At 61.1% G+C, this 17535-nt stretch carries 16 protein-coding genes; 12 read left to right on the top strand and 4 right to left on the bottom strand.

The window, feature by feature from the left end; all coding sequences use genetic code 11:
- Position 1: 1 nt before the first annotated feature.
- Entirely contained in the window at positions 2-676 is a 675-nt protein-coding gene (gene murU, locus KCG88_RS19925) for an N-acetylmuramate alpha-1-phosphate uridylyltransferase MurU (RefSeq protein WP_065365138.1), read from the bottom strand.
- Positions 673-1698: a phosphotransferase gene (locus KCG88_RS19920; protein ID WP_210712956.1), complete on the bottom strand. Its 1026-nt coding sequence runs from the start codon at positions 1696-1698 to the stop codon at positions 673-675. The genes murU and KCG88_RS19920 overlap by 4 nt, the downstream gene beginning before the upstream one ends.
- Positions 1699-1828: 130 nt before the next feature.
- On the opposite strand from KCG88_RS19920, the gene KCG88_RS19915 reads away from it, so the two are divergent.
- The 11 genes from KCG88_RS19915 to KCG88_RS19865 all read left to right on the top strand — a co-directional run bounded on the left by KCG88_RS19915 (position 1829) and on the right by KCG88_RS19865 (position 15965).
- Entirely contained in the window at positions 1829-4666 is a 2838-nt protein-coding gene (locus KCG88_RS19915; protein ID WP_210712955.1) for an LPS-assembly protein LptD, read from the top strand.
- A complete protein-coding gene (surA, locus tag KCG88_RS19910; protein WP_210712954.1) occupies positions 4647-5963 on the top strand; it encodes a peptidylprolyl isomerase SurA in 1317 nt (438 codons plus the stop codon). Before KCG88_RS19915 ends, surA begins: the two co-directional genes overlap by 20 nt.
- Positions 5960-6949 carry a 4-hydroxythreonine-4-phosphate dehydrogenase PdxA gene (pdxA, locus tag KCG88_RS19905; protein WP_015637252.1) on the top strand — a complete coding sequence of 330 codons (990 nt, stop codon included), beginning with the start codon at positions 5960-5962 and terminating at the stop codon, positions 6947-6949. Before surA ends, pdxA begins: the two co-directional genes overlap by 4 nt.
- The gene (gene rsmA, locus KCG88_RS19900) at positions 6946-7758 is read left to right on the top strand and encodes a 16S rRNA (adenine(1518)-N(6)/adenine(1519)-N(6))-dimethyltransferase RsmA (protein ID WP_210712953.1); all 813 of its coding nucleotides are present in this window, start codon (positions 6946-6948) and stop codon (positions 7756-7758) included. The genes pdxA and rsmA overlap by 4 nt, the downstream gene beginning before the upstream one ends.
- 124 nt (positions 7759-7882) lie before the next feature.
- Positions 7883-8263 (top strand): Co2+/Mg2+ efflux protein ApaG, encoded by a 381-nt coding sequence (gene apaG, locus KCG88_RS19895; RefSeq protein ID WP_025131262.1) that lies wholly within the window; start codon positions 7883-7885, stop codon positions 8261-8263.
- The gene (locus KCG88_RS19890) at positions 8263-9132 is read left to right on the top strand and encodes a symmetrical bis(5'-nucleosyl)-tetraphosphatase (protein WP_210712952.1); all 870 of its coding nucleotides are present in this window, start codon (positions 8263-8265) and stop codon (positions 9130-9132) included. The genes apaG and KCG88_RS19890 overlap by 1 nt, the downstream gene beginning before the upstream one ends.
- Positions 9133-9165: 33 nt before the next feature.
- Positions 9166-9495: a thiosulfate sulfurtransferase GlpE gene (gene glpE / locus KCG88_RS19885; protein ID WP_011063830.1), complete on the top strand. Its 330-nt coding sequence runs from the start codon at positions 9166-9168 to the stop codon at positions 9493-9495.
- A gap of 299 nt (positions 9496-9794) precedes the next feature.
- A complete protein-coding gene (locus KCG88_RS19880; protein WP_011063831.1) occupies positions 9795-11717 on the top strand; it encodes a PrkA family serine protein kinase in 1923 nt (640 codons plus the stop codon).
- A 118-nt stretch (positions 11718-11835) separates the two neighbouring features.
- On the top strand, positions 11836-13110 hold the full coding sequence (locus KCG88_RS19875) for a YeaH/YhbH family protein (protein ID WP_011063832.1): 1275 nt from the start codon (positions 11836-11838) through the stop codon (positions 13108-13110).
- Positions 13107-14669 carry a SpoVR family protein gene (locus tag KCG88_RS19870; RefSeq protein ID WP_011063833.1) on the top strand — a complete coding sequence of 521 codons (1563 nt, stop codon included), beginning with the start codon at positions 13107-13109 and terminating at the stop codon, positions 14667-14669. The genes KCG88_RS19875 and KCG88_RS19870 overlap by 4 nt, the downstream gene beginning before the upstream one ends.
- A 66-nt stretch (positions 14670-14735) precedes the next feature.
- Positions 14736-15965 carry a multifunctional CCA addition/repair protein gene (locus KCG88_RS19865; RefSeq protein WP_210712951.1) on the top strand — a complete coding sequence of 410 codons (1230 nt, stop codon included), beginning with the start codon at positions 14736-14738 and terminating at the stop codon, positions 15963-15965.
- Between the two features lie 46 nt (positions 15966-16011).
- Here KCG88_RS19865 and folK read toward each other — a convergent pair whose 3' ends face one another.
- Together folK and folB are read right to left on the bottom strand one after the other, a co-directional pair.
- Positions 16012-16527, bottom strand: coding sequence for a 2-amino-4-hydroxy-6-hydroxymethyldihydropteridine diphosphokinase (folK, locus tag KCG88_RS19860; protein ID WP_047289586.1), 516 nt, complete (start codon positions 16525-16527; stop codon positions 16012-16014).
- Positions 16518-16871 carry a dihydroneopterin aldolase gene (gene folB / locus KCG88_RS19855; RefSeq protein WP_011063836.1) on the bottom strand — a complete coding sequence of 118 codons (354 nt, stop codon included), beginning with the start codon at positions 16869-16871 and terminating at the stop codon, positions 16518-16520. The genes folK and folB overlap by 10 nt, the downstream gene beginning before the upstream one ends.
- Positions 16872-16945: 74 nt before the next feature.
- Between folB and plsY the strand changes: the two genes are divergently transcribed.
- Entirely contained in the window at positions 16946-17515 is a 570-nt protein-coding gene (gene plsY, locus KCG88_RS19850; protein WP_019094979.1) for a glycerol-3-phosphate 1-O-acyltransferase PlsY, read from the top strand.
- The last annotated feature ends 20 nt before the right edge of the window (positions 17516-17535 follow it).

Raw genomic sequence — 17535 nt, 5'->3', positions numbered from 1 at the left:
ATCAGCGACTCGCTTGCAGCAGGTGTTCAACCTGGGCCAGACGCTCGACGGTGCCGACATCGACCCAGTGCCCCTGCATATGTTCGCCGCTGACCTGGCCTTGGGCCATGGCCTCGCGCAATAGCGGCGCCAGCTTGAACGGACCGGCAACACAACCCTGGAACAACCGCGGATGCAGCACCGATATGCCGCTGAACGTGAGCGCCGCTGCGCCTGGCTGGCGGTCGTGCAACTGGCCGTTTACCAGGCAGAAGTCGCCACCACTGGGGTGGTGCGGCGGGTTGTCCACCATCACCAGATGAGCCAGCCCGGCCAGGGGCCGACGCAGCGCGGCAAAATCGTAATCGGTCCAGATATCGCCATTGACCACCAGGAACGGCGCGTCCCCCAACAAGGGCAGTGCCTGGAAAATCCCGCCGCCGGTTTCCAGCGGCTGGCCTTCGGCCGAATACTGAATGTTCAGGCCCCAGCGCTGCCCATCGCCGAGGGCATCCTCGATCTGCTGGCCGAGCCAGGCATGGTTGATAACGATGTCGCGAAAGCCTGCCGCCGCCAGGGCCCGCAGGTGGTACTCGATCAGCGGCATGCCCGCTACAGGCAGCAAGGGTTTGGGAGTGGTCAGGGTCAGGGGGCGCATGCGCTCGCCCTTGCCGGCTGCCAGGATCATCGCCTTCATGCATGGGCTCCCGCCGGCTGGCGCAGGCTGAGCAGCAGTTGCGACAGCTCTGCAAGCTCGGGGCGTCGGGACGTCACCGCCTCTATATAAGCAAAGAAGCGCGGCACGTCGGCCAGGTAGCGTGGTTTGCCATCGCGGTGGCAAATCCGCGAGAAGATACCGATCACCTTGAGGTGACGCTGCACGCCCATCAGGTCGCTGGCCCGCAGAAACTCGTCAAAGTCGTCCTGCACCGGGATGCCCCGCGCCCGCGCCTGGCGCCAGTACTGGCTCAGCCAGCCTTGTACCCGGGACTCCGGCCAGCTGAGGAAGGCATCCTTGAACAGACAGGTCAAGTCATAGGTCACCGGGCCGTAGACCGCATCCTGGAAGTCCAGCACGCCGGGGTTCGGGTCGCTGTGCATCAGGTTGCGTGGCATATAGTCGCGGTGCACCAGCACCTTGGGTTGCGCCAGGGCGCTGTCGATCAGCAGGTCGCTGACGCGCTGCCATTGCTCGCGCTGCTGCGGACTCAGGCTGATGCCCAGCTCACGGCCGATGTACCACTCGGGGAACAGCTCCAGTTCACGGCGCAGCAGGGCCACGTCGTAACTGGGCAGGGGCGCGTCCATCGGCAACTGCTGGAAGGCCAGCAAAGCCTGGAATGCATCCTCGAACAGTGCGTCGGCATTATGTTCGTTGATCACGTCCAGGTAGGTCTGATTGCCCAGGTCATTGAGCAACAGGAAGCCGCGAGGCAAATCTTCTGCATAAATTTTCGGCACGTTGATGCCGCAAGTCGCCAGTAAACGGGCGATATCCACGAAGGGTTTGCAGTTTTCCTGGGGGGGCGGAGCGTCCATCACCACGAAGCTGCGACCCGCGCCCTGCCAACGGAAATAACGACGGAAACTCGCGTCGCTGCTGGCTGCGGTCAATGTTGCCGGGGGCACTTCACCCCAGCCCTGTGCTGCATAAACAATCGCCAACTGCTCATCGAGCCAAACTTTCAGGTGTTGCAAGCGTACATCTTGGTCAGGCATTACAAGGGTCTCCGACGGCGCTAGCCGTCAAGCGGGTCATGCTTTATTATCCAGCATCTTTTTCAGACCATCGAGAGGCGTGCGGCCCACACCGCGGGCAGATGGCACGCAGGAAGCCCGGACTAATAAGATGGCATTGAAATCCCCCGCGTTTCGTAAAAAATTTCCGTTGCTGGTTACCGGCAGTTTGCTGGCCCTGCAACCTCTAGCCACTTCCTTCGTGGTCGCCGCGGAACAGTATGACTGCTCAGTCTCTGCTTCGGGTGGCTGGGCCTGTGCGCCGAAAACCAGCGCCGCCCAACTGCCGCCGCGCCCGGTTCACGACGCCAACTCGGTCAGCTCCAGCGTTGCTACGGCAGCCGATGCTGCGGGTGAAGAGGCCAGCAGCGACAAGTCGAAGCTGGTGACCGAGGCCAAGGGCCGTGGCCTGAGGTCCCGCAGTGCGGACTACAGCCACCTCGACTGGGTACCGCGCGAGAAGCTCACCGCAGCTCAATTGGCCGAGACCGGTCCTTACTGCTCTGGTTCCTATATCGAACCGATTCGTCCTGGCATGAATGACAAGACGAATAAAAGTGACGCCCCGACCTTTATCGGTGCCAAGGCTTCCCGCTATCAGCAGGAAGAACAGGTGGCGACCCTGGCCGGTGACGTGGTCATGCGCCAGGGCAGCATGCAGGTCGAAGCCGACGAGGCCAGCCTGTACCAGGCCGAGAACCGCGGCGAACTGAGCGGTAACGTGCGCATACGCGACAATGGCGCGCTGCTGGTGGGCGATCACGCCGACGTCCAGCTGGACACCGGTGAAGCCAAGGTCGACAACGCCGAGTACGTCCTGCACAAATCCCGCGTCCGTGGTAATGCGCTGTATGCCAAGCGTGCGGAAAACGCCATCATCCGCCTCAAGGATGGTACGTACACCACGTGCGAACCGAACAGCAACGCCTGGCAGCTCAAGGGCAACAACATCACCTTGAACCCGGCCACCGGCTTCGGCACTGCGACCAACGTGACCCTTCGGGTCAAAGATATTCCGGTGCTCTACACCCCATATATCTACTTCCCGATCGACGATCGTCGCCAGTCCGGCTTCCTGCCGCCTAGCTTCAGCACCGGCAGCGACACCGGCTTCATGCTGGTGACGCCGTACTACTTCAACTTGGCGCCCAACTACGACGCCACGTTGTACCCACGCTACATGGCCAAGCGCGGCCTGTTGATGGAAGGCGAGTTCCGCTACCTGACCAAGAGCAGCGAAGGTCAGTTCGGCGCCGCGTACCTCAACGACGACGACACCGATCGCAAGAAGCAGACCGACTACGAAAAAACCCGCTACATGCTCAACTGGCAGCACAAGGGTGGGCTTGATTCGCGTCTGATGACCGAAGTCGACTACACCAAGATCAGCGATCCGTACTACTTCCAGGATCTGCAGACCGACCAGATCGGCGTGAAGTCCACCGACTACGTCAACCAGCAAGGTGCCGTGACCTATCGTGGAGACAGCTACACCGCACGCCTGAACGTACAGGCGTACGAGCTGGCCAGCGTGGCCAACATCACGCCGTACAACAAGCTGCCGCAAATCACTTTCAACGGCGCGCTGCCGTACCATCCGCAAGGCCTGGATTTCACCTATGAAACAGAGCTGGTGCGCTTCGATCGGGATCTGCTGACAGGCAATTATACGGACAAGGACGGTGGGCCGATCGATCCGGTTACCGGTGCAGCGGGCACACGACGCCTGGATACCAACGTCGCTGGGCTAGCCCGCGCGAATGGCGATCGTCTGAACCTCAAGCCGGGCGTCAGCCTACCGCTGAACTGGAGCTATGGCTACCTGACGCCTTCCTTGAAGTACATGTACACCCAATACAACCTTGATCTTGATGGTACTGGCAAAGAAGGCATCGTCGCAGCCCGCAACAACGCGACCGCTACAGGCACCCGCTATGTCGGCGGCGACTACAGCCGAAACCAAAATCGCGGCGTCCCGATCGCTAGCCTCGACGGCGGCCTGTACTTCGACCGCAACACCCAATGGTTTGGCAAGAACTATCGTCAAACCCTGGAGCCACGCGCGTTCTACCTCTACGTTCCTGAGGAAGATCAGAAAGACATCCCGGTATTCGATACTGGCGAGCCCACGTTCAACTACGCCTCCTTGTTCCGCGACAACCGCTTTTACGGCTCCGATCGTGTCGGTGACGAGAACAAGCTGTCCTTGGGTGTGACCAGCCGCTGGATCGAAGACAACGGTTTCCAACGCCAGCGCATCAGCGTCGGCCAGGCTCTGTATTTCAAGGACCGTACCGTCCAGCTTCCGGGCATCGACTACCGTACCCGCGCGGACGCCACCTCGAACGTCTCGCCTTACGCACTTGAGTACGAATACCGCTACAACCGCGACTGGCGTGCAACTGCCGACTACAACTGGGATCCGGACAGCCACAGCCCGCGTTCCGGCAGTGCGATGCTCCACTATCAGCCTGAAGACAACCCGAACAAGGTGGTCAACGCCGGCTATCGCTATCGCAACGACCAAGTTCGCTACGACCAGAACAGCGGTACCTGGAAAATGGGCGGCGACTACGGCACTCCAGGCCAGCCTGGCTACGTGAAGGACTACTACAAGATCCAGCAGCATGACTTCTCGGTGATCTGGCCGATCGTGCCGCAATGGAACGCCATCAGCCGTTGGCAGTACGACTACAACCGTAACCGCACGCTCGAGGCCTTCGGTGGTTTCGAATACGACAACTGCTGCTGGAAACTGCGCCTGATCAACCGTTACTGGGTCAAGTATGACGAGTTCAGTCAGAACGCTCCGGAGAACGAAAAAGGCGACCGCGGCATCTTCCTCCAAATTGTTCTGAAGGGTCTCGGTGGCGTCATGGGCACCAAAGTAGAGAGCTTCCTCGACAAAGGCATCCAAGGTTATCGTGAACGTGAAGACCAAGCTTTCTGATTGTCTGCGCCCGCTGATGCTGGGCGCGCTGTTCCTGAGTACTGCGGCCAGCGCCGCAGTACAGTCCATCGACAAGGTCGTGGCCATCGTCGACAACGACGTGGTCATGCAGAGCCAGTTGGACCAACGGGTTCACGAAGTCCAGCAAACCATCGCCAAGCGTGGCGGTGGTGTACCGCCTACCAGCGTCCTGGAGCAACAGGTTCTGGAACGCCTGATCGTTGAAAACCTGCAACTGCAGATTGGCGAACGCTCCGGCATCCGCATCACCGATGAAGAACTGAACCAGGCGATCGGCACCATTGCCCAGCGCAACAGCATGAGCATCGAGCAATTCCGTGCCGCCCTGGCCCACGATGGTCTCTCTTATGAGGACGCCCGTGACCAGGTTCGCCGCGAGATGATCATCAGCCGCGTGCGTCAGCGCCGTGTGGCCGAACGCATCCAGGTATCGGAACAGGAAGTGAAGAACTTCCTGGCCTCGGACCTGGGCAAGATGCAGCTCTCCGAAGAGCTGCACCTGGCCAACATCCTGATCCCGACCCCGGAAAGCGCCAACTCCGAAGCCATTCAGAGCGCTGCCCGCCAGGCCATGGAGGTGTACCAGCAGCTCAAGCAGGGTGCAGACTTCGCCCAGCTGGCAATCGCCCGCTCCGGCAGCGACAACGCCCTGGAAGGCGGCGACATGGGCTGGCGTAAAGCAGCTCAACTGCCCCCTCCTTTCGATCGTGAACTGAGCGCAATGTCCGTGGGCGATATCACCCAGCCCGCGCGCACCCCTGGCGGTTTCATCATCCTCAAGCTGCTGGACAAGCGCGGCGGCGGCAATCAGGTGCGTGACGAAGTGCACGTGCGTCACATCCTGATCAAGCCAAGCGAAATTCGCAGCGAAGAAGAGACCAAGCGCCTGGCGCAGAAACTCTACGATCGCATCGAGGCCGGCGAAGACTTCGCCGAACTGGCGAAAAGCTACTCGGAAGACCCAGGCTCCGCCCTCAATGGCGGCGACCTCAACTGGATCGACCCGAACGCCCTGGTGCCGGAGTTCCGCGAAGTGATGGCCAAGACCCCACAAGGTCAACTGTCCAAGCCCTTCAAGAGCCCTTACGGCTGGCACGTACTGGAAGTCCTTGGCCGTCGCGCCACCGACAGCACCAGCCAGGCTCGCGAACAGCAAGCCATGACCGTCCTGCGTAACCGCAAGTACGACGAAGAGCTGCAGACCTGGTTGCGGCAGATCCGTGACGAGGCCTACGTCGAAATCAAGCTGCCCGGCGCTGAACAGGCCGCACAGTGAAACCCAGACGTTTCGCTCTGACACCCGGCGAACCGGCGGGTATAGGTCCTGACCTGTGCCTGCTGCTCGCTTCGCAACCCCAGCCTCACCCCCTGATTGCCATTACCAGCCGCGACCTGCTCCTAGAGCGGGCCGCGCAACTGGGCGTGGCCGTCGATCTGCTGCCGGTAACCCTGGAGCAACTGCCGACTGAACCCGCCCCAGCGAACAGCCTGTATGTCTGGGACACGCCCCTGGCCAAACCAGTGATCAGCGGCCAGCTGGACCAGGCCAATGCGGCTTTTGTCCTGCAAACCCTGACCCGCGCCGGCCAGGGCTGCCTGGACGGGCACTTTGCCGGCATGATCACCGCCCCCGTGCACAAAGGCGTGATCAACGATTCCGGGATCGCCTTTTCCGGCCATACCGAATTCCTCGCCGACCTGACCCACACCGAGCAAGTGGTGATGATGCTGGCCACCCACGGCCTGCGCGTGGCGCTGGTAACCACCCACCTGCCCTTGCGGGAGATTGCCGACGCCATCACTGTCGAGCGCCTGGAGCGGGTCACGCGGATCCTGCATGCCGACCTGCAACACAAGTTCGGCATCGCCCGGCCACGCATCCTGGTCTGCGGGCTCAACCCCCACGCCGGTGAAGGCGGTCACCTGGGCCGCGAAGAAATCGACATCATCGAACCTACCCTAGAGCGCCTGCGCACCGAAGGCATGGACCTGCGCGGTCCGTTGCCTGCCGACACTCTGTTTACCCCCAAATATCTGGAGCACTGCGACGCAGTGCTGGCGATGTACCACGACCAAGGCTTGCCTGTGCTGAAGTACAAAGGCTTCGGTGCGGCCGTCAACGTGACGCTCGGCTTGCCGATCATCCGCACCTCCGTCGACCACGGCACCGCCCTGGACCTGGCCGGCAGCGGCAAGATCGACACCGGCAGCCTGCAGGTCGCCCTGGAAACCGCCTACCAGATGGCCGAGAACCGTATATGACCGAGCAATACCAACACCGGGCGCGCAAGCGCTTCGGCCAGAACTTCCTGCATGACGCTGGCGTCATCGATCGCATCCTGCGGTCCATCCATGCCAAGCCCGAGGACCGCATGCTGGAAATCGGCCCGGGCCAGGGCGCCCTGACCGAGGGCCTGCTGGGCAGCGGCGCCCAGCTGGACGTGGTGGAACTGGACAAGGACCTGATCCCGATCCTCAACCAGCAGTTCGCCAGCAAGAGCAACTTCAACCTGCACCAGGGCGACGCCCTGAAGTTCGACTTCAACACCCTGGGCGCAGCGCCAGGCAGCCTGCGGGTGGTTGGCAACCTGCCCTACAACATCTCTACTCCGCTGATCTTCCACCTGCTGCAGAACGCCGGCCTGATCCGCGACATGCACTTCATGCTGCAAAAGGAAGTGGTCGAACGCCTGGCTGCCGGCCCTGGCGGTGGTGACTGGGGCCGTCTTTCGATCATGGTCCAGTATCACTGCCGTGTGGAACACCTGTTCAACGTCGGCCCGGGCGCCTTCAATCCGCCGCCAAAAGTCGACTCGGCCATCGTGCGCCTGGTGCCCCACGCCGTACTGCCCCACCCGGCCAAGGATCATCGCCTGCTCGAGCGCATCGTCCGCGAAGCCTTCAACCAGCGCCGCAAGACCCTGCGCAACACCCTCAAGGCACTGCTCAGCAGCGCCGAGATCGAGGCGGCCGGCGTCGACGGCAGCCTGCGTCCCGAGCAACTGGATCTGGCCGCCTTCGTGCGCCTGGCCGATCAGCTGGCAGACCAGCCCAAGCCCGCCGCCGACTGAAACGCCCTCGGCTGATATCGGGTAGGACGCCAGACGGGATGTCTGGTCTACTACCCGATACTTGACCTAGACTGGCTTCCATCAGTCCTGTCCCGCGTCCCGCTTTGCTTTAAAGGCCTCTTGCATGTCCGATCCTCGTTACCAGGTCGACGTCAGCGTCGTCACTCGCTTTCTGGCAGACCAATCGCAACCCGAGCAGAACCGCTTCGCTTTCGCCTACACCATCACCGTACAGAACAACGGCTCGCTTCCAGCCAAGCTGCTGTCCCGGCACTGGGTGATCACCGATGGCGACGGGCATGTCGAAGAGGTCCGTGGTGCCGGCGTGGTGGGCCAGCAACCGCTGATCGCCGCAGGCAAAAGCCACACCTACAGCAGCGGCACGGTAATGACCACCCGGGTTGGCAACATGCAGGGCAGCTATCAGATGCTCGCCGAGGATGGCAAACAGTTCGATGCCATCATTGCGCCCTTCCGCCTGGCCGTGCCCGGAGCCTTGCACTGATGGCGACCTACGCCGTCGGCGACCTGCAAGGCTGCCTGGAACCTCTGCAATGCCTGCTTGAACAAGTAGCCTTCGACCCTGCCCGGGATCGCCTGTGGCTGGTGGGCGACCTGGTCAACCGTGGCCCGCAGTCGCTGGAAACCCTGCGCTACCTGCATTCGATCCGCCACTCGCTGGTCTGCGTGCTGGGCAATCACGACCTGCATCTGCTGGCCGCCTGGCGCAACGTCGAGCGCCTGAAGAAATCCGACACCCTGCGCGAGATCCTGGAGGCTCCCGATTGCGAGGAGCTCTTGCAGTGGCTGCGCCAGCAGAAGCTGATGCATTACGACGAAGCCCGCAACATCGCCATGGTCCACGCCGGCATAGCCCCCCAGTGGTCGCTGAAAAAAGCCCAGAAATGTGCCGCCGAGGTCGAAGAAGCGTTGCGCGACGACAACCTCCTCGACCCCTTCCTGGACGGCATGTATGGCAATGATCCAGCGAAATGGGACAGTGATCTCAAAGGCGTGACCCGCCTGCGGGTCATCACCAACTACTTCACTCGCATGCGCTTCTGTACCAGCGACGGCAAGCTGGACCTCAAGAGCAAGGAAGGCCTGGACACCGCGCCACCGGGCTATGCCCCTTGGTTCAGCCACAAGGAGCGCAAGACCCGCGACCTGAAGATCATCTTCGGCCACTGGGCAGCCCTGGAAGGCCGCTGCAACGAGCCCGGCATCTTTGCCCTGGACAGCGGCTGCGTCTGGGGCGGGGCCATGACCCTGCTGAATGTCGATAGCGGCACACGCCTGACCTGCGACTGCGATGCCCAAGGCCGCACCGCCGCTGTTTCCCCCGAACCCCTGCCGGCACCGGCAAAGCGCTAGCCGGCGCTGATTATCAAGCTCCAGGAGCCCGCCATGAGCGAATTCAAACGCATCCCCCCAGAACAGGCCCAGGCACTGCGCGAGCAAGGTGCCGTGGTGGTGGACATCCGCGATCCGCAAACCTACGCGCTGAACCACATCAGTGGCTCGCAACACCTGGACAATCACTCTATTTCCGACTTCATTCGCGCGGCTGACCTCGACGCTCCGCTAGTGGTGGTTTGCTATCACGGAAACTCGAGCCAGAGCGCGGCGGCCTACCTGGTCAGCCAGGGCTTTTCCGACGTCTACAGCCTGGACGGCGGCTTCGAACTGTGGCGCAGCACTTATCCAGCGGAAACCGCTCAGGGCAACCCTGAATAATTTTTTTCCGACGCTCTAGCCCGCGTACGACGCGGGCTGACGCAGTACCAGACGAACGGTAGCGGGCAACTAATTCCCCATCTCGCCTTGACCTCCCGGATTCCGAACTATCCTTAGCCTCAGGCCATCCAAATCAGGGGAGAGCCGGTACACCGGCGAGCGGGTCATCGGTACTAGCTTTCAAGGTCGATAGCTTTGAAAGTGTTCTGGGGGGTAAACAGCAGCTGGAAACTCAGCTGCATGCCAGCACTTGACTGACTGATCCGACGCCGGCTCCACGTATCGAGCGAGGTGACGTCATGAGTATTTTTAGCCACTTCCAACAACGCTTCGAATCCACACGCCAGGAAGAGTTTTCGCTGCAGGAATACCTGGAGCTGTGCAAGAAGGATCGAAGCGCCTACGCCTCGGCCGCCGAGCGCCTGCTGCTGGCCATCGGCGAGCCCGAATTGCTGGATACCTCGACCAATTCGAGGCTGTCGCGAATCTTCTCCAACAAAGTGATCCGCCGCTATCCGGCGTTCGAAGACTTCCATGGCATGGAAGAATGCATCGATCAGATCGTCTCCTACTTCCGTCATGCCGCTCAGGGCCTGGAAGAAAAGAAACAGATCCTCTATCTGCTGGGGCCGGTGGGCGGTGGTAAATCATCCCTCGCCGAGAAACTCAAGCAACTGATCGAGAAAGTGCCCTTCTACGCCATCAAGGGCTCTCCGGTCTTCGAATCACCGCTGGGCCTGTTCAACGCCACGGAAGATGGCGCGATTCTCGAAGAAGACTTCGGCATTCCCCGGCGCTATCTCAACACCATCATGTCGCCCTGGGCCACCAAGCGCCTGTCGGAGTTCGGAGGCGACATCAGCCAGTTCCGGGTGGTGAAGCTCTATCCGTCGATCCTCAACCAGATTGCCGTGGCCAAGACCGAGCCTGGGGATGAGAACAACCAGGACATCTCGGCCCTCGTGGGCAAGGTGGATATCCGCAAGCTGGAAGAATTCCCCCAGAACGACGCCGACGCCTACAGCTACTCCGGGGCGCTGTGCCGGGCCAACCAGGGCCTGATGGAATTCGTCGAAATGTTCAAGGCACCGATCAAGGTGCTGCACCCATTGCTGACCGCGACCCAGGAAGGCAACTACAACAGCACCGAAGGCCTGGGGGCGATCCCGTTTACCGGCATTCTGCTGGCCCACTCCAACGAGTCGGAATGGCACACCTTCCGCAACAACAAGAACAACGAAGCCTTCATCGACCGGATCTATATCGTCAAGGTGCCGTACTGCCTGCGGGTCACCGATGAGGTGAAGATCTACGACAAGCTGCTGTTCAACAGCTCCCTGGCCAAGGCCCACTGCGCCCCCGACACCCTGAAGATGCTGGCGCAGTTCACCGTGCTTTCACGCCTCAAGGAGCCGGAGAACTCCAACATCTACTCGAAGATGCGGGTGTATGACGGCGAAAACCTCAAGGACACCGATCCCAAGGCCAAGTCGATCCAGGAATACCGTGACAGCGCCGGCGTCGATGAGGGGATGAACGGGCTGTCGACTCGCTTTGCCTTCAAGATTCTGTCGAAGGTCTTCAACTTCGACCCTCACGAAGTGGCGGCGAACCCGGTGCACCTGCTGTACGTGCTGGAACAGCAGATCGAGCAGGAACAGTTCCAGGCCGAAACCCGCGAGCGTTACCTGCGCTTCCTCAAGGAATACCTGGCACCGCGCTACATCGAATTCATCGGCAAGGAGATCCAGACCGCCTACCTCGAGTCCTACAGCGAGTACGGCCAGAACATCTTCGACCGCTACGTGCTCTATGCGGACTTCTGGATCCAGGATCAGGAATACCGCGATCCGGAGACCGGCGAAATCCTCAATCGCGTGGCCCTCAACGAGGAACTGGAAAAGATCGAAAAACCGGCCGGGATCAGCAACCCGAAAGATTTCCGCAACGAAATCGTCAATTTCGTCCTGCGCGCCCGGGCCAACAACAATGGCAAGAACCCCACCTGGCTCAGCTACGAGAAGCTGCGGGTGGTCATCGAGAAGAAAATGTTCTCCAACACCGAGGACCTGTTGCCGGTCATCAGCTTCAACGCCAAGGCGAGCAAGGAGGATCAGCAGAAGCACAACGACTTCGTCACACGAATGGTCGAGCGCGGCTACACCGACAAACAGGTACGGCTGCTATCCGAATGGTATCTGCGGGTCAGAAAGTCGCAGTAAAGCAGCTGCAAGCTTCTAGCCCCAAGCTGCGGGCACCTTGCCGTAGAGCCCTTGCGGGCTCTGCTGCAACGCTGCCTACCGCTTGAAGCTTATGTCTTGAAGCTCCCCGGAGGGGCCCATGAGCTATGTGATCGACCGACGTCTCAATGGCAAGAACAAGAGCACGGTAAACCGCCAGCGGTTTCTGCGGCGCTACCGTGACCACATTAAAAAGGCCGTCGAAGAGGCGGTTAGCCGGCGCTCCATCACCGATATGGAGCATGGCGAGCAAATCAGCATTCCCGGACGGGATATCGACGAGCCGGTGCTGCACCACGGCCGTGGCGGCAAGCAGACCGTGGTTCACCCTGGCAACAAGGAATTCACTGCCGGCGAGCACATTGCCAGGCCTCAAGGCGGCGGTGGGGGCGGTGGCGGCCGGGGCAAGGCCGGCAATTCCGGCGAAGGCATGGACGAGTTCGTGTTCCAGATCACCCAGGAGGAATTCCTCGAATTCATGTTCGAGGACCTGGAACTGCCCAACCTGGTGAAACGCAACCTGACCGGCACCGACACCTTCAAGACCGTACGAGCCGGGATCAGCAACGAAGGCAACCCGGCTCGGATCAATATCATCCGTACCTTGCGTTCGGCCCACGCGCGGCGCATTGCCTTGTCCGGCAGCAGCCGGGCCAAGCTGCGCGAAGCCAAGGAAGAACTGGCACGCCTGAAGCGGGAAGAACCGGACAACTTCGGTGATATCCAGGAGCTTGAGGCGGAAATCGAGCGCCTGAGTGCCCGGATTCACCGCGTGCCCTTCCTCGACACCTTCGACCTCAAGTACAACCTGCTGGTGAAACAGCCCAACCCCAGCTCCAAGGCGGTGATGTTCTGCCTAATGGACGTTTCCGGCTCCATGACCCAGGCCACCAAGGACATCGCCAAGCGTTTCTTCATCCTTCTGTACCTGTTCCTCAAGCGCAACTACGACAAGATCGACGTCGTGTTCATCCGCCACCACACCAGTGCCCGGGAAGTGGACGAAGAGGAGTTCTTCTATTCACGGGAAACCGGCGGCACCATCGTCTCCAGCGCCCTGAAGCTGATGCAGGAGATCATGGCCGAGCGCTACCCTAGCAACGAGTGGAACATCTACGCCGCCCAGGCCTCCGATGGCGACAACTGGAACGACGATTCGCCGATCTGCCGCGACATCCTGATCAACCAGATCATGCCGTTCGTGCAGTACTACACCTACGTGGAAATCACCCCGCGCGAGCACCAGGCCCTGTGGTTCGAGTACGAGCGCATCGCCGAGGCCTTTTCCGATACATTCGCCCAGCAGCAACTGGTTTCGGCCGGAGACATCTATCCGGTCTTCCGTGAACTCTTCCAGCGCAGGTTAGTGACATGACCGCCAGAGAGCAGAAGCGCCAACCCATCTCCACCGGCTCGGAATGGACCTTCGAGCTGATCCAGGCCTACGACCGTGAAATCAGCCGTATCGCGGCCCGCTATGCCCTGGACACCTATCCCAACCAGATCGAAGTGATCACCGCCGAGCAGATGATGGACGCCTATGCCTCGGTGGGCATGCCCCTGGGCTATCACCACTGGTCCTACGGCAAGCACTTCCTCAGCACCGAAAAATCCTACAGCCGAGGCCAGATGGGCCTCGCCTACGAAATCGTCATCAACTCCGACCCTTGCATTGCCTATCTGATGGAAGAGAACACCATCTGCATGCAGGCGCTGGTGGTAGCTCACGCCTGCTATGGCCACAACAGTTTCTTCAAGGGCAACTACCTGTTCCGCACCTGGACCGATGCCAGCTCGATCATCGACTACCTGGTGTTCGCCAAGCAGTACATCATGCAATGCGAGGAGCGCCATGGCATCGATGCCGTGGAAGATCTGCTGGACTCCTGCCATGCCTTGATGAACTACGGTGTCGACCGCTACAAGCGGCCCTACCCGATTTCCGCCGAGGAAGAACGGCGCCGGCAGAAAGACCGGGAGGAACACCTGCAGAAACAGATCAACGACCTGTGGCGCACCATTCCCAAGGGCGCGGACAAGTACAGCGACAAGGACAATGCGCGCTTCCCCGCCGAACCTCAGGAAAACATCCTCTACTTCATCGAAAAACACGCGCCACTGCTGGAGCCCTGGCAACGCGAGATCGTGCGCATCGTGCGCAAGATCGCCCAGTACTTCTACCCGCAACGCCAGACCCAGGTGATGAACGAAGGCTGGGCTACCTTCTGGCACTACACCTTGATGAACGACCTGTACGACGAAGGCCTGGTCACCGATGGCTTCATGATGGAATTCCTCACCTCCCATACCAGCGTGGTATTCCAGCCAGGCTTCGACAGCCCCTACTACAACGGCATCAACCCCTATGCCCTGGGCTTTGCCATGTACCGCGACATCCGGCGCATCTGCGAGGAGCCCACGGAAGAGGACCGGCGCTGGTTCCCGGAACTGGCCGGCACCGACTGGCTGTCGAGCATCAAGTTCGCCATGAGCAGCTTCAAGGACGAGAGCTTCATCCTGCAGTACCTGTCGCCCAAGGTCATCCGCGATCTCAAGCTGTTCAGCATCATGGACGACGACCAGAAGGACGACCTGCTGGTACCGGCTATCCATGATGAAAGCGGCTATCGGATCATCCGTGAAACCCTGGCCGCGCAATACAACCTGGGCAACCGCGAACCCAACGTGCAGATCTGGAGCATCGACCGCCGGGGCGACCGCTCCTTGACCCTGCGTCATCAGCAACACGACCGTAAACCCCTGGGGGATTCCACCGACGAAGTGCTCAAGCACCTGCACCGCCTCTGGGGCTTCGACATTCACCTGGAAACCCTGCAGGGCGATCAGGTGATGAAAACCCACCACGTACCGCCAAAGAGCGATCACAACGAAAACGACTACGGTCGCCTCGACCTGGCGGTTATCCACCTTTAAGCCCGATAACAAGCCTCCGGATGCGCGATACAAGGGTTATCCTGTCGCGCTAACGGAGGTTTTTTTATGCGGATTTACAAAGTCGGCGGCGCCGTGCGCGACCGCCTGCTCGGCAGGCCGGTTACCGATATCGACTGGGTGGTAGTGGGTGCCAGTGCAGAGGAGATGCTCGCCAAGGGCTTTCGCCCCGTGGGCGCGGACTTCCCGGTGTTCCTGCACCCCAAGAGCGGCGAGGAATATGCCCTGGCCCGCACCGAACGCAAGAGTGGGCGGGGTTATGGCGGCTTCACCTTCCATGCCAGCCCGGAAGTCACCCTGGAAGAGGACCTGATCCGTCGCGACCTGACCATCAACGCCATGGCCGAAGATGAACAGGGCCGCCTCACCGATCCCTACAACGGTCAGAAGGACCTTGAAGAACGGCTATTACGCCACGTTTCCCCGGCATTCGCCGAAGATCCCCTGCGAGTACTGCGGGTTGCCCGCTTCGCCGCCCGCTACGCCGGGCTGGGTTTTCGCGTGGCGCCAGAGACACTCGAGCTGATGCGCGAACTCAGTGAATCCGGTGAGCTTCAGGCCCTGACGGCCGAACGCAGCTGGAAAGAGATATCGCGCGCCCTGATGGAGGACCAGCCCCAGGTCTTTATCCAGGTATTGCGCGACTGCGGCGCGCTGGCGGTGCTGATGCCCGAGATCGACGCACTGTTCGGCGTACCTCAGCCCGCGGCCCACCACCCGGAAATAGACACCGGCACGCACACCCTCAGCGTTTTGCTGCAAGCCGCGCTGCATCAGCAGCCCCTCAGCGTGCGCTGGGCCTGCCTGCTCCACGACCTGGGCAAGGGGCTGACACCCAAGGAGGAGTGGCCACGGCACATTGGCCATGAGCGCACCGGCCTGGAACTGATCAAGGCGGTCAATGAACGCTTCAAGGCGCCCCGGGAATGCCAGGAGCTGGCACTGCTGGTGGGCCAGTACCATACCCACGGCCACAAGGCCCTGGAACTCAAGGCCTCGACACTCCTGGAACTCTTGCAAAGTTTCGACGTGTTCCGACGCCCACAGCGTTTCGAAGAGTTCATCGCGGCATGCGAAATGGATGCTCGCGGCCGTCTTGGGCTGGAGTCGCGGCCTTATCCGCAGGCCGATTACCTGCGAGGAGCCGCCGAGGCGGCACGCAAGGTGGCGGTTCAACCCTTGCTGGAACAGGGGTTCAAGGGGCCGCAACTGGGCGAGGCGCTAAGGCTGGAACGACTGAAGGCCATCAAGGCCTACAAGGAACAGCACGCGCCTTGAGCAAGTCGCGGACCACCCCGCCTGGCCCGCGATTAGCCGAGGGTAGCTACAGGTCTGGAGGGGTCAGTTGCATGCCCCGCCATTCGAAGGCGACCGGGGCCAGCACCTGATCGATCTGCGCCTCGGCCCAGAGCGCCCCGAGGCTCTTGCCCGCCAGCGGATGCACCCGCTCGGGCGCCATCAGCGACAGCGGCCAGAGCACGAAGGCGTTCTTCAGAATCTCTGCCCGGGGCAGGATCAGGCCATCGAAATTGCCGGTCAGTTCACCGTAGAGCAATACATCGATATCCAGCGGCAGGCCTTTACGTTCAGGGGCATAACGGCCGTTATCGGCCTCGATGAACTTCAGGCGCCGGTCCAGCTCGATCAAAGGCAAGTCGGTAAAAGCCGTCACCACCAGGTTGAAGAACGGGCCGCTCTTGATCCCCACCGGCTGGCTTTCGAACACCGGCGAGCAACGCATATCCACCAGAAAACCGGCCAGGGCATCGAGCCCGGCCCGCAGATGAACTTCACGCTCGATATTGCTACCGAGCCCCAGATACACCTGAGTCAGCGACATCCGCGCTCGATCTCCACACCCACACCCGAGGCAGCCGGGACGGCGCCAGGCTTGGTCAGTTTCAAGCGCAACCAAGGAATGTGAAATTCATTCATCAGAACCTCGGCAAGGCGCTCGGCAAAGGTTTCCACCAACTGATACTGGGCATGCTCGGCAAACGCCTGAATCCGGGTGGAGACACTGGCATAGTCCAATGCCAGCGTCAGATCATCTCCAGCCGCTGCCGGGCGATTGTCCCAGGCAAAGCTCAGATCAAGACGCAGGCACTGTCGGATGCCGCGCTCCCAGTCGTAGGCACCAATCACGGTGTCCACTTCCAGTCCTTCGATAAACACTCTGTCCAAGCACTCTTCTCCGCAGCACGACAAGGGCGCAATGCGCCGTTAGAATCAGGGCTTCCTCGCCCGGAATAGTTAGCATGTTTTGGTTACTGGCGATTTTCGCCTACCTGCTCGGCTCTCTGTCCTTCGCCATTTTGCTCAGCCGCCTTACGGGTAATCCCGACCCGCGAATGAGTGGCTCGGGTAATGCCGGCGCCACCAACATGCTGCGCCTGGCCGGCAAGAAACTCGCAGTCCTGACCCTGCTGGGAGACCTGTGCAAAGGCCTGGTGCCTGTGCTGATCGCCCACCTCGCGGGCTTGTCCCTGCAACAACAGGCCTGGGTCGGGCTCTATGCCGTCCTCGGCCATCTGTTCCCACTGTACTTCCGCTTCCGCGGTGGCAAGGGTGTCGCCACCGCCGCCGGCATGCTGCTGGGGCTCTACCCCCCGGCCGCGCTGCTGGCCATCGCCGCCTGGGCGCTGACCTTCTATCTCACTCGCACCAGCTCACTGGCCGCGCTGATCGCCACCCCCCTGACCTTGCCACTGCTGGCCTGGCAGGAACCGGAGGCGCTATTGCCGATGAGCGTGCTGACACTGCTGATCGTCTGGCGCCACCGCGGCAATTTACGCGACCTGTTTGCCGGGCGCGAACGGCATTTTTGAATCCCTCAGATGAAAAGGCT

The sequence above is a fragment of the Pseudomonas sp. MWU349 genome, from assembly GCF_017947325.1.
In the GTDB taxonomy this organism is placed as follows: domain Bacteria; phylum Pseudomonadota; class Gammaproteobacteria; order Pseudomonadales; family Pseudomonadaceae; genus Aquipseudomonas; species Aquipseudomonas protegens.
The sequence above is the reverse complement of the archived record's forward strand: the minus strand, read 5'-3'. Positions and strand labels throughout refer to the sequence as shown.

Excerpts from the sequence above, each read along its gene's own strand:
- glpE (WP_011063830.1), top strand. The coding sequence starts at position 9,166 with ATGAGCGAATTCAAACGCATCCCCCCAGAACAGGCCCAGGCACTGCGC.
- murU (WP_065365138.1), bottom strand. The coding sequence starts at position 676 with ATGAAGGCGATGATCCTGGCAGCCGGCAAGGGCGAGCGCATGCGCCCC.
- plsY (WP_019094979.1), top strand. The coding sequence starts at position 16,946 with ATGTTTTGGTTACTGGCGATTTTCGCCTACCTGCTCGGCTCTCTGTCC.
- KCG88_RS19915 (WP_210712955.1), top strand. The coding sequence starts at position 1,829 with ATGGCATTGAAATCCCCCGCGTTTCGTAAAAAATTTCCGTTGCTGGTT.
- KCG88_RS19875 (WP_011063832.1), top strand. The coding sequence starts at position 11,836 with ATGAGCTATGTGATCGACCGACGTCTCAATGGCAAGAACAAGAGCACG.
- KCG88_RS19920 (WP_210712956.1), bottom strand. The coding sequence starts at position 1,698 with ATGCCTGACCAAGATGTACGCTTGCAACACCTGAAAGTTTGGCTCGAT.
- folK (WP_047289586.1), bottom strand. The coding sequence starts at position 16,527 with ATGTCGCTGACTCAGGTGTATCTGGGGCTCGGTAGCAATATCGAGCGT.
- KCG88_RS19880 (WP_011063831.1), top strand. The coding sequence starts at position 9,795 with ATGAGTATTTTTAGCCACTTCCAACAACGCTTCGAATCCACACGCCAG.
- KCG88_RS19870 (WP_011063833.1), top strand. The coding sequence starts at position 13,107 with ATGACCGCCAGAGAGCAGAAGCGCCAACCCATCTCCACCGGCTCGGAA.
- apaG (WP_025131262.1), top strand. The coding sequence starts at position 7,883 with ATGTCCGATCCTCGTTACCAGGTCGACGTCAGCGTCGTCACTCGCTTT.
- KCG88_RS19865 (WP_210712951.1), top strand. The coding sequence starts at position 14,736 with ATGCGGATTTACAAAGTCGGCGGCGCCGTGCGCGACCGCCTGCTCGGC.
- KCG88_RS19890 (WP_210712952.1), top strand. The coding sequence starts at position 8,263 with ATGGCGACCTACGCCGTCGGCGACCTGCAAGGCTGCCTGGAACCTCTG.
- rsmA (WP_210712953.1), top strand. The coding sequence starts at position 6,946 with ATGACCGAGCAATACCAACACCGGGCGCGCAAGCGCTTCGGCCAGAAC.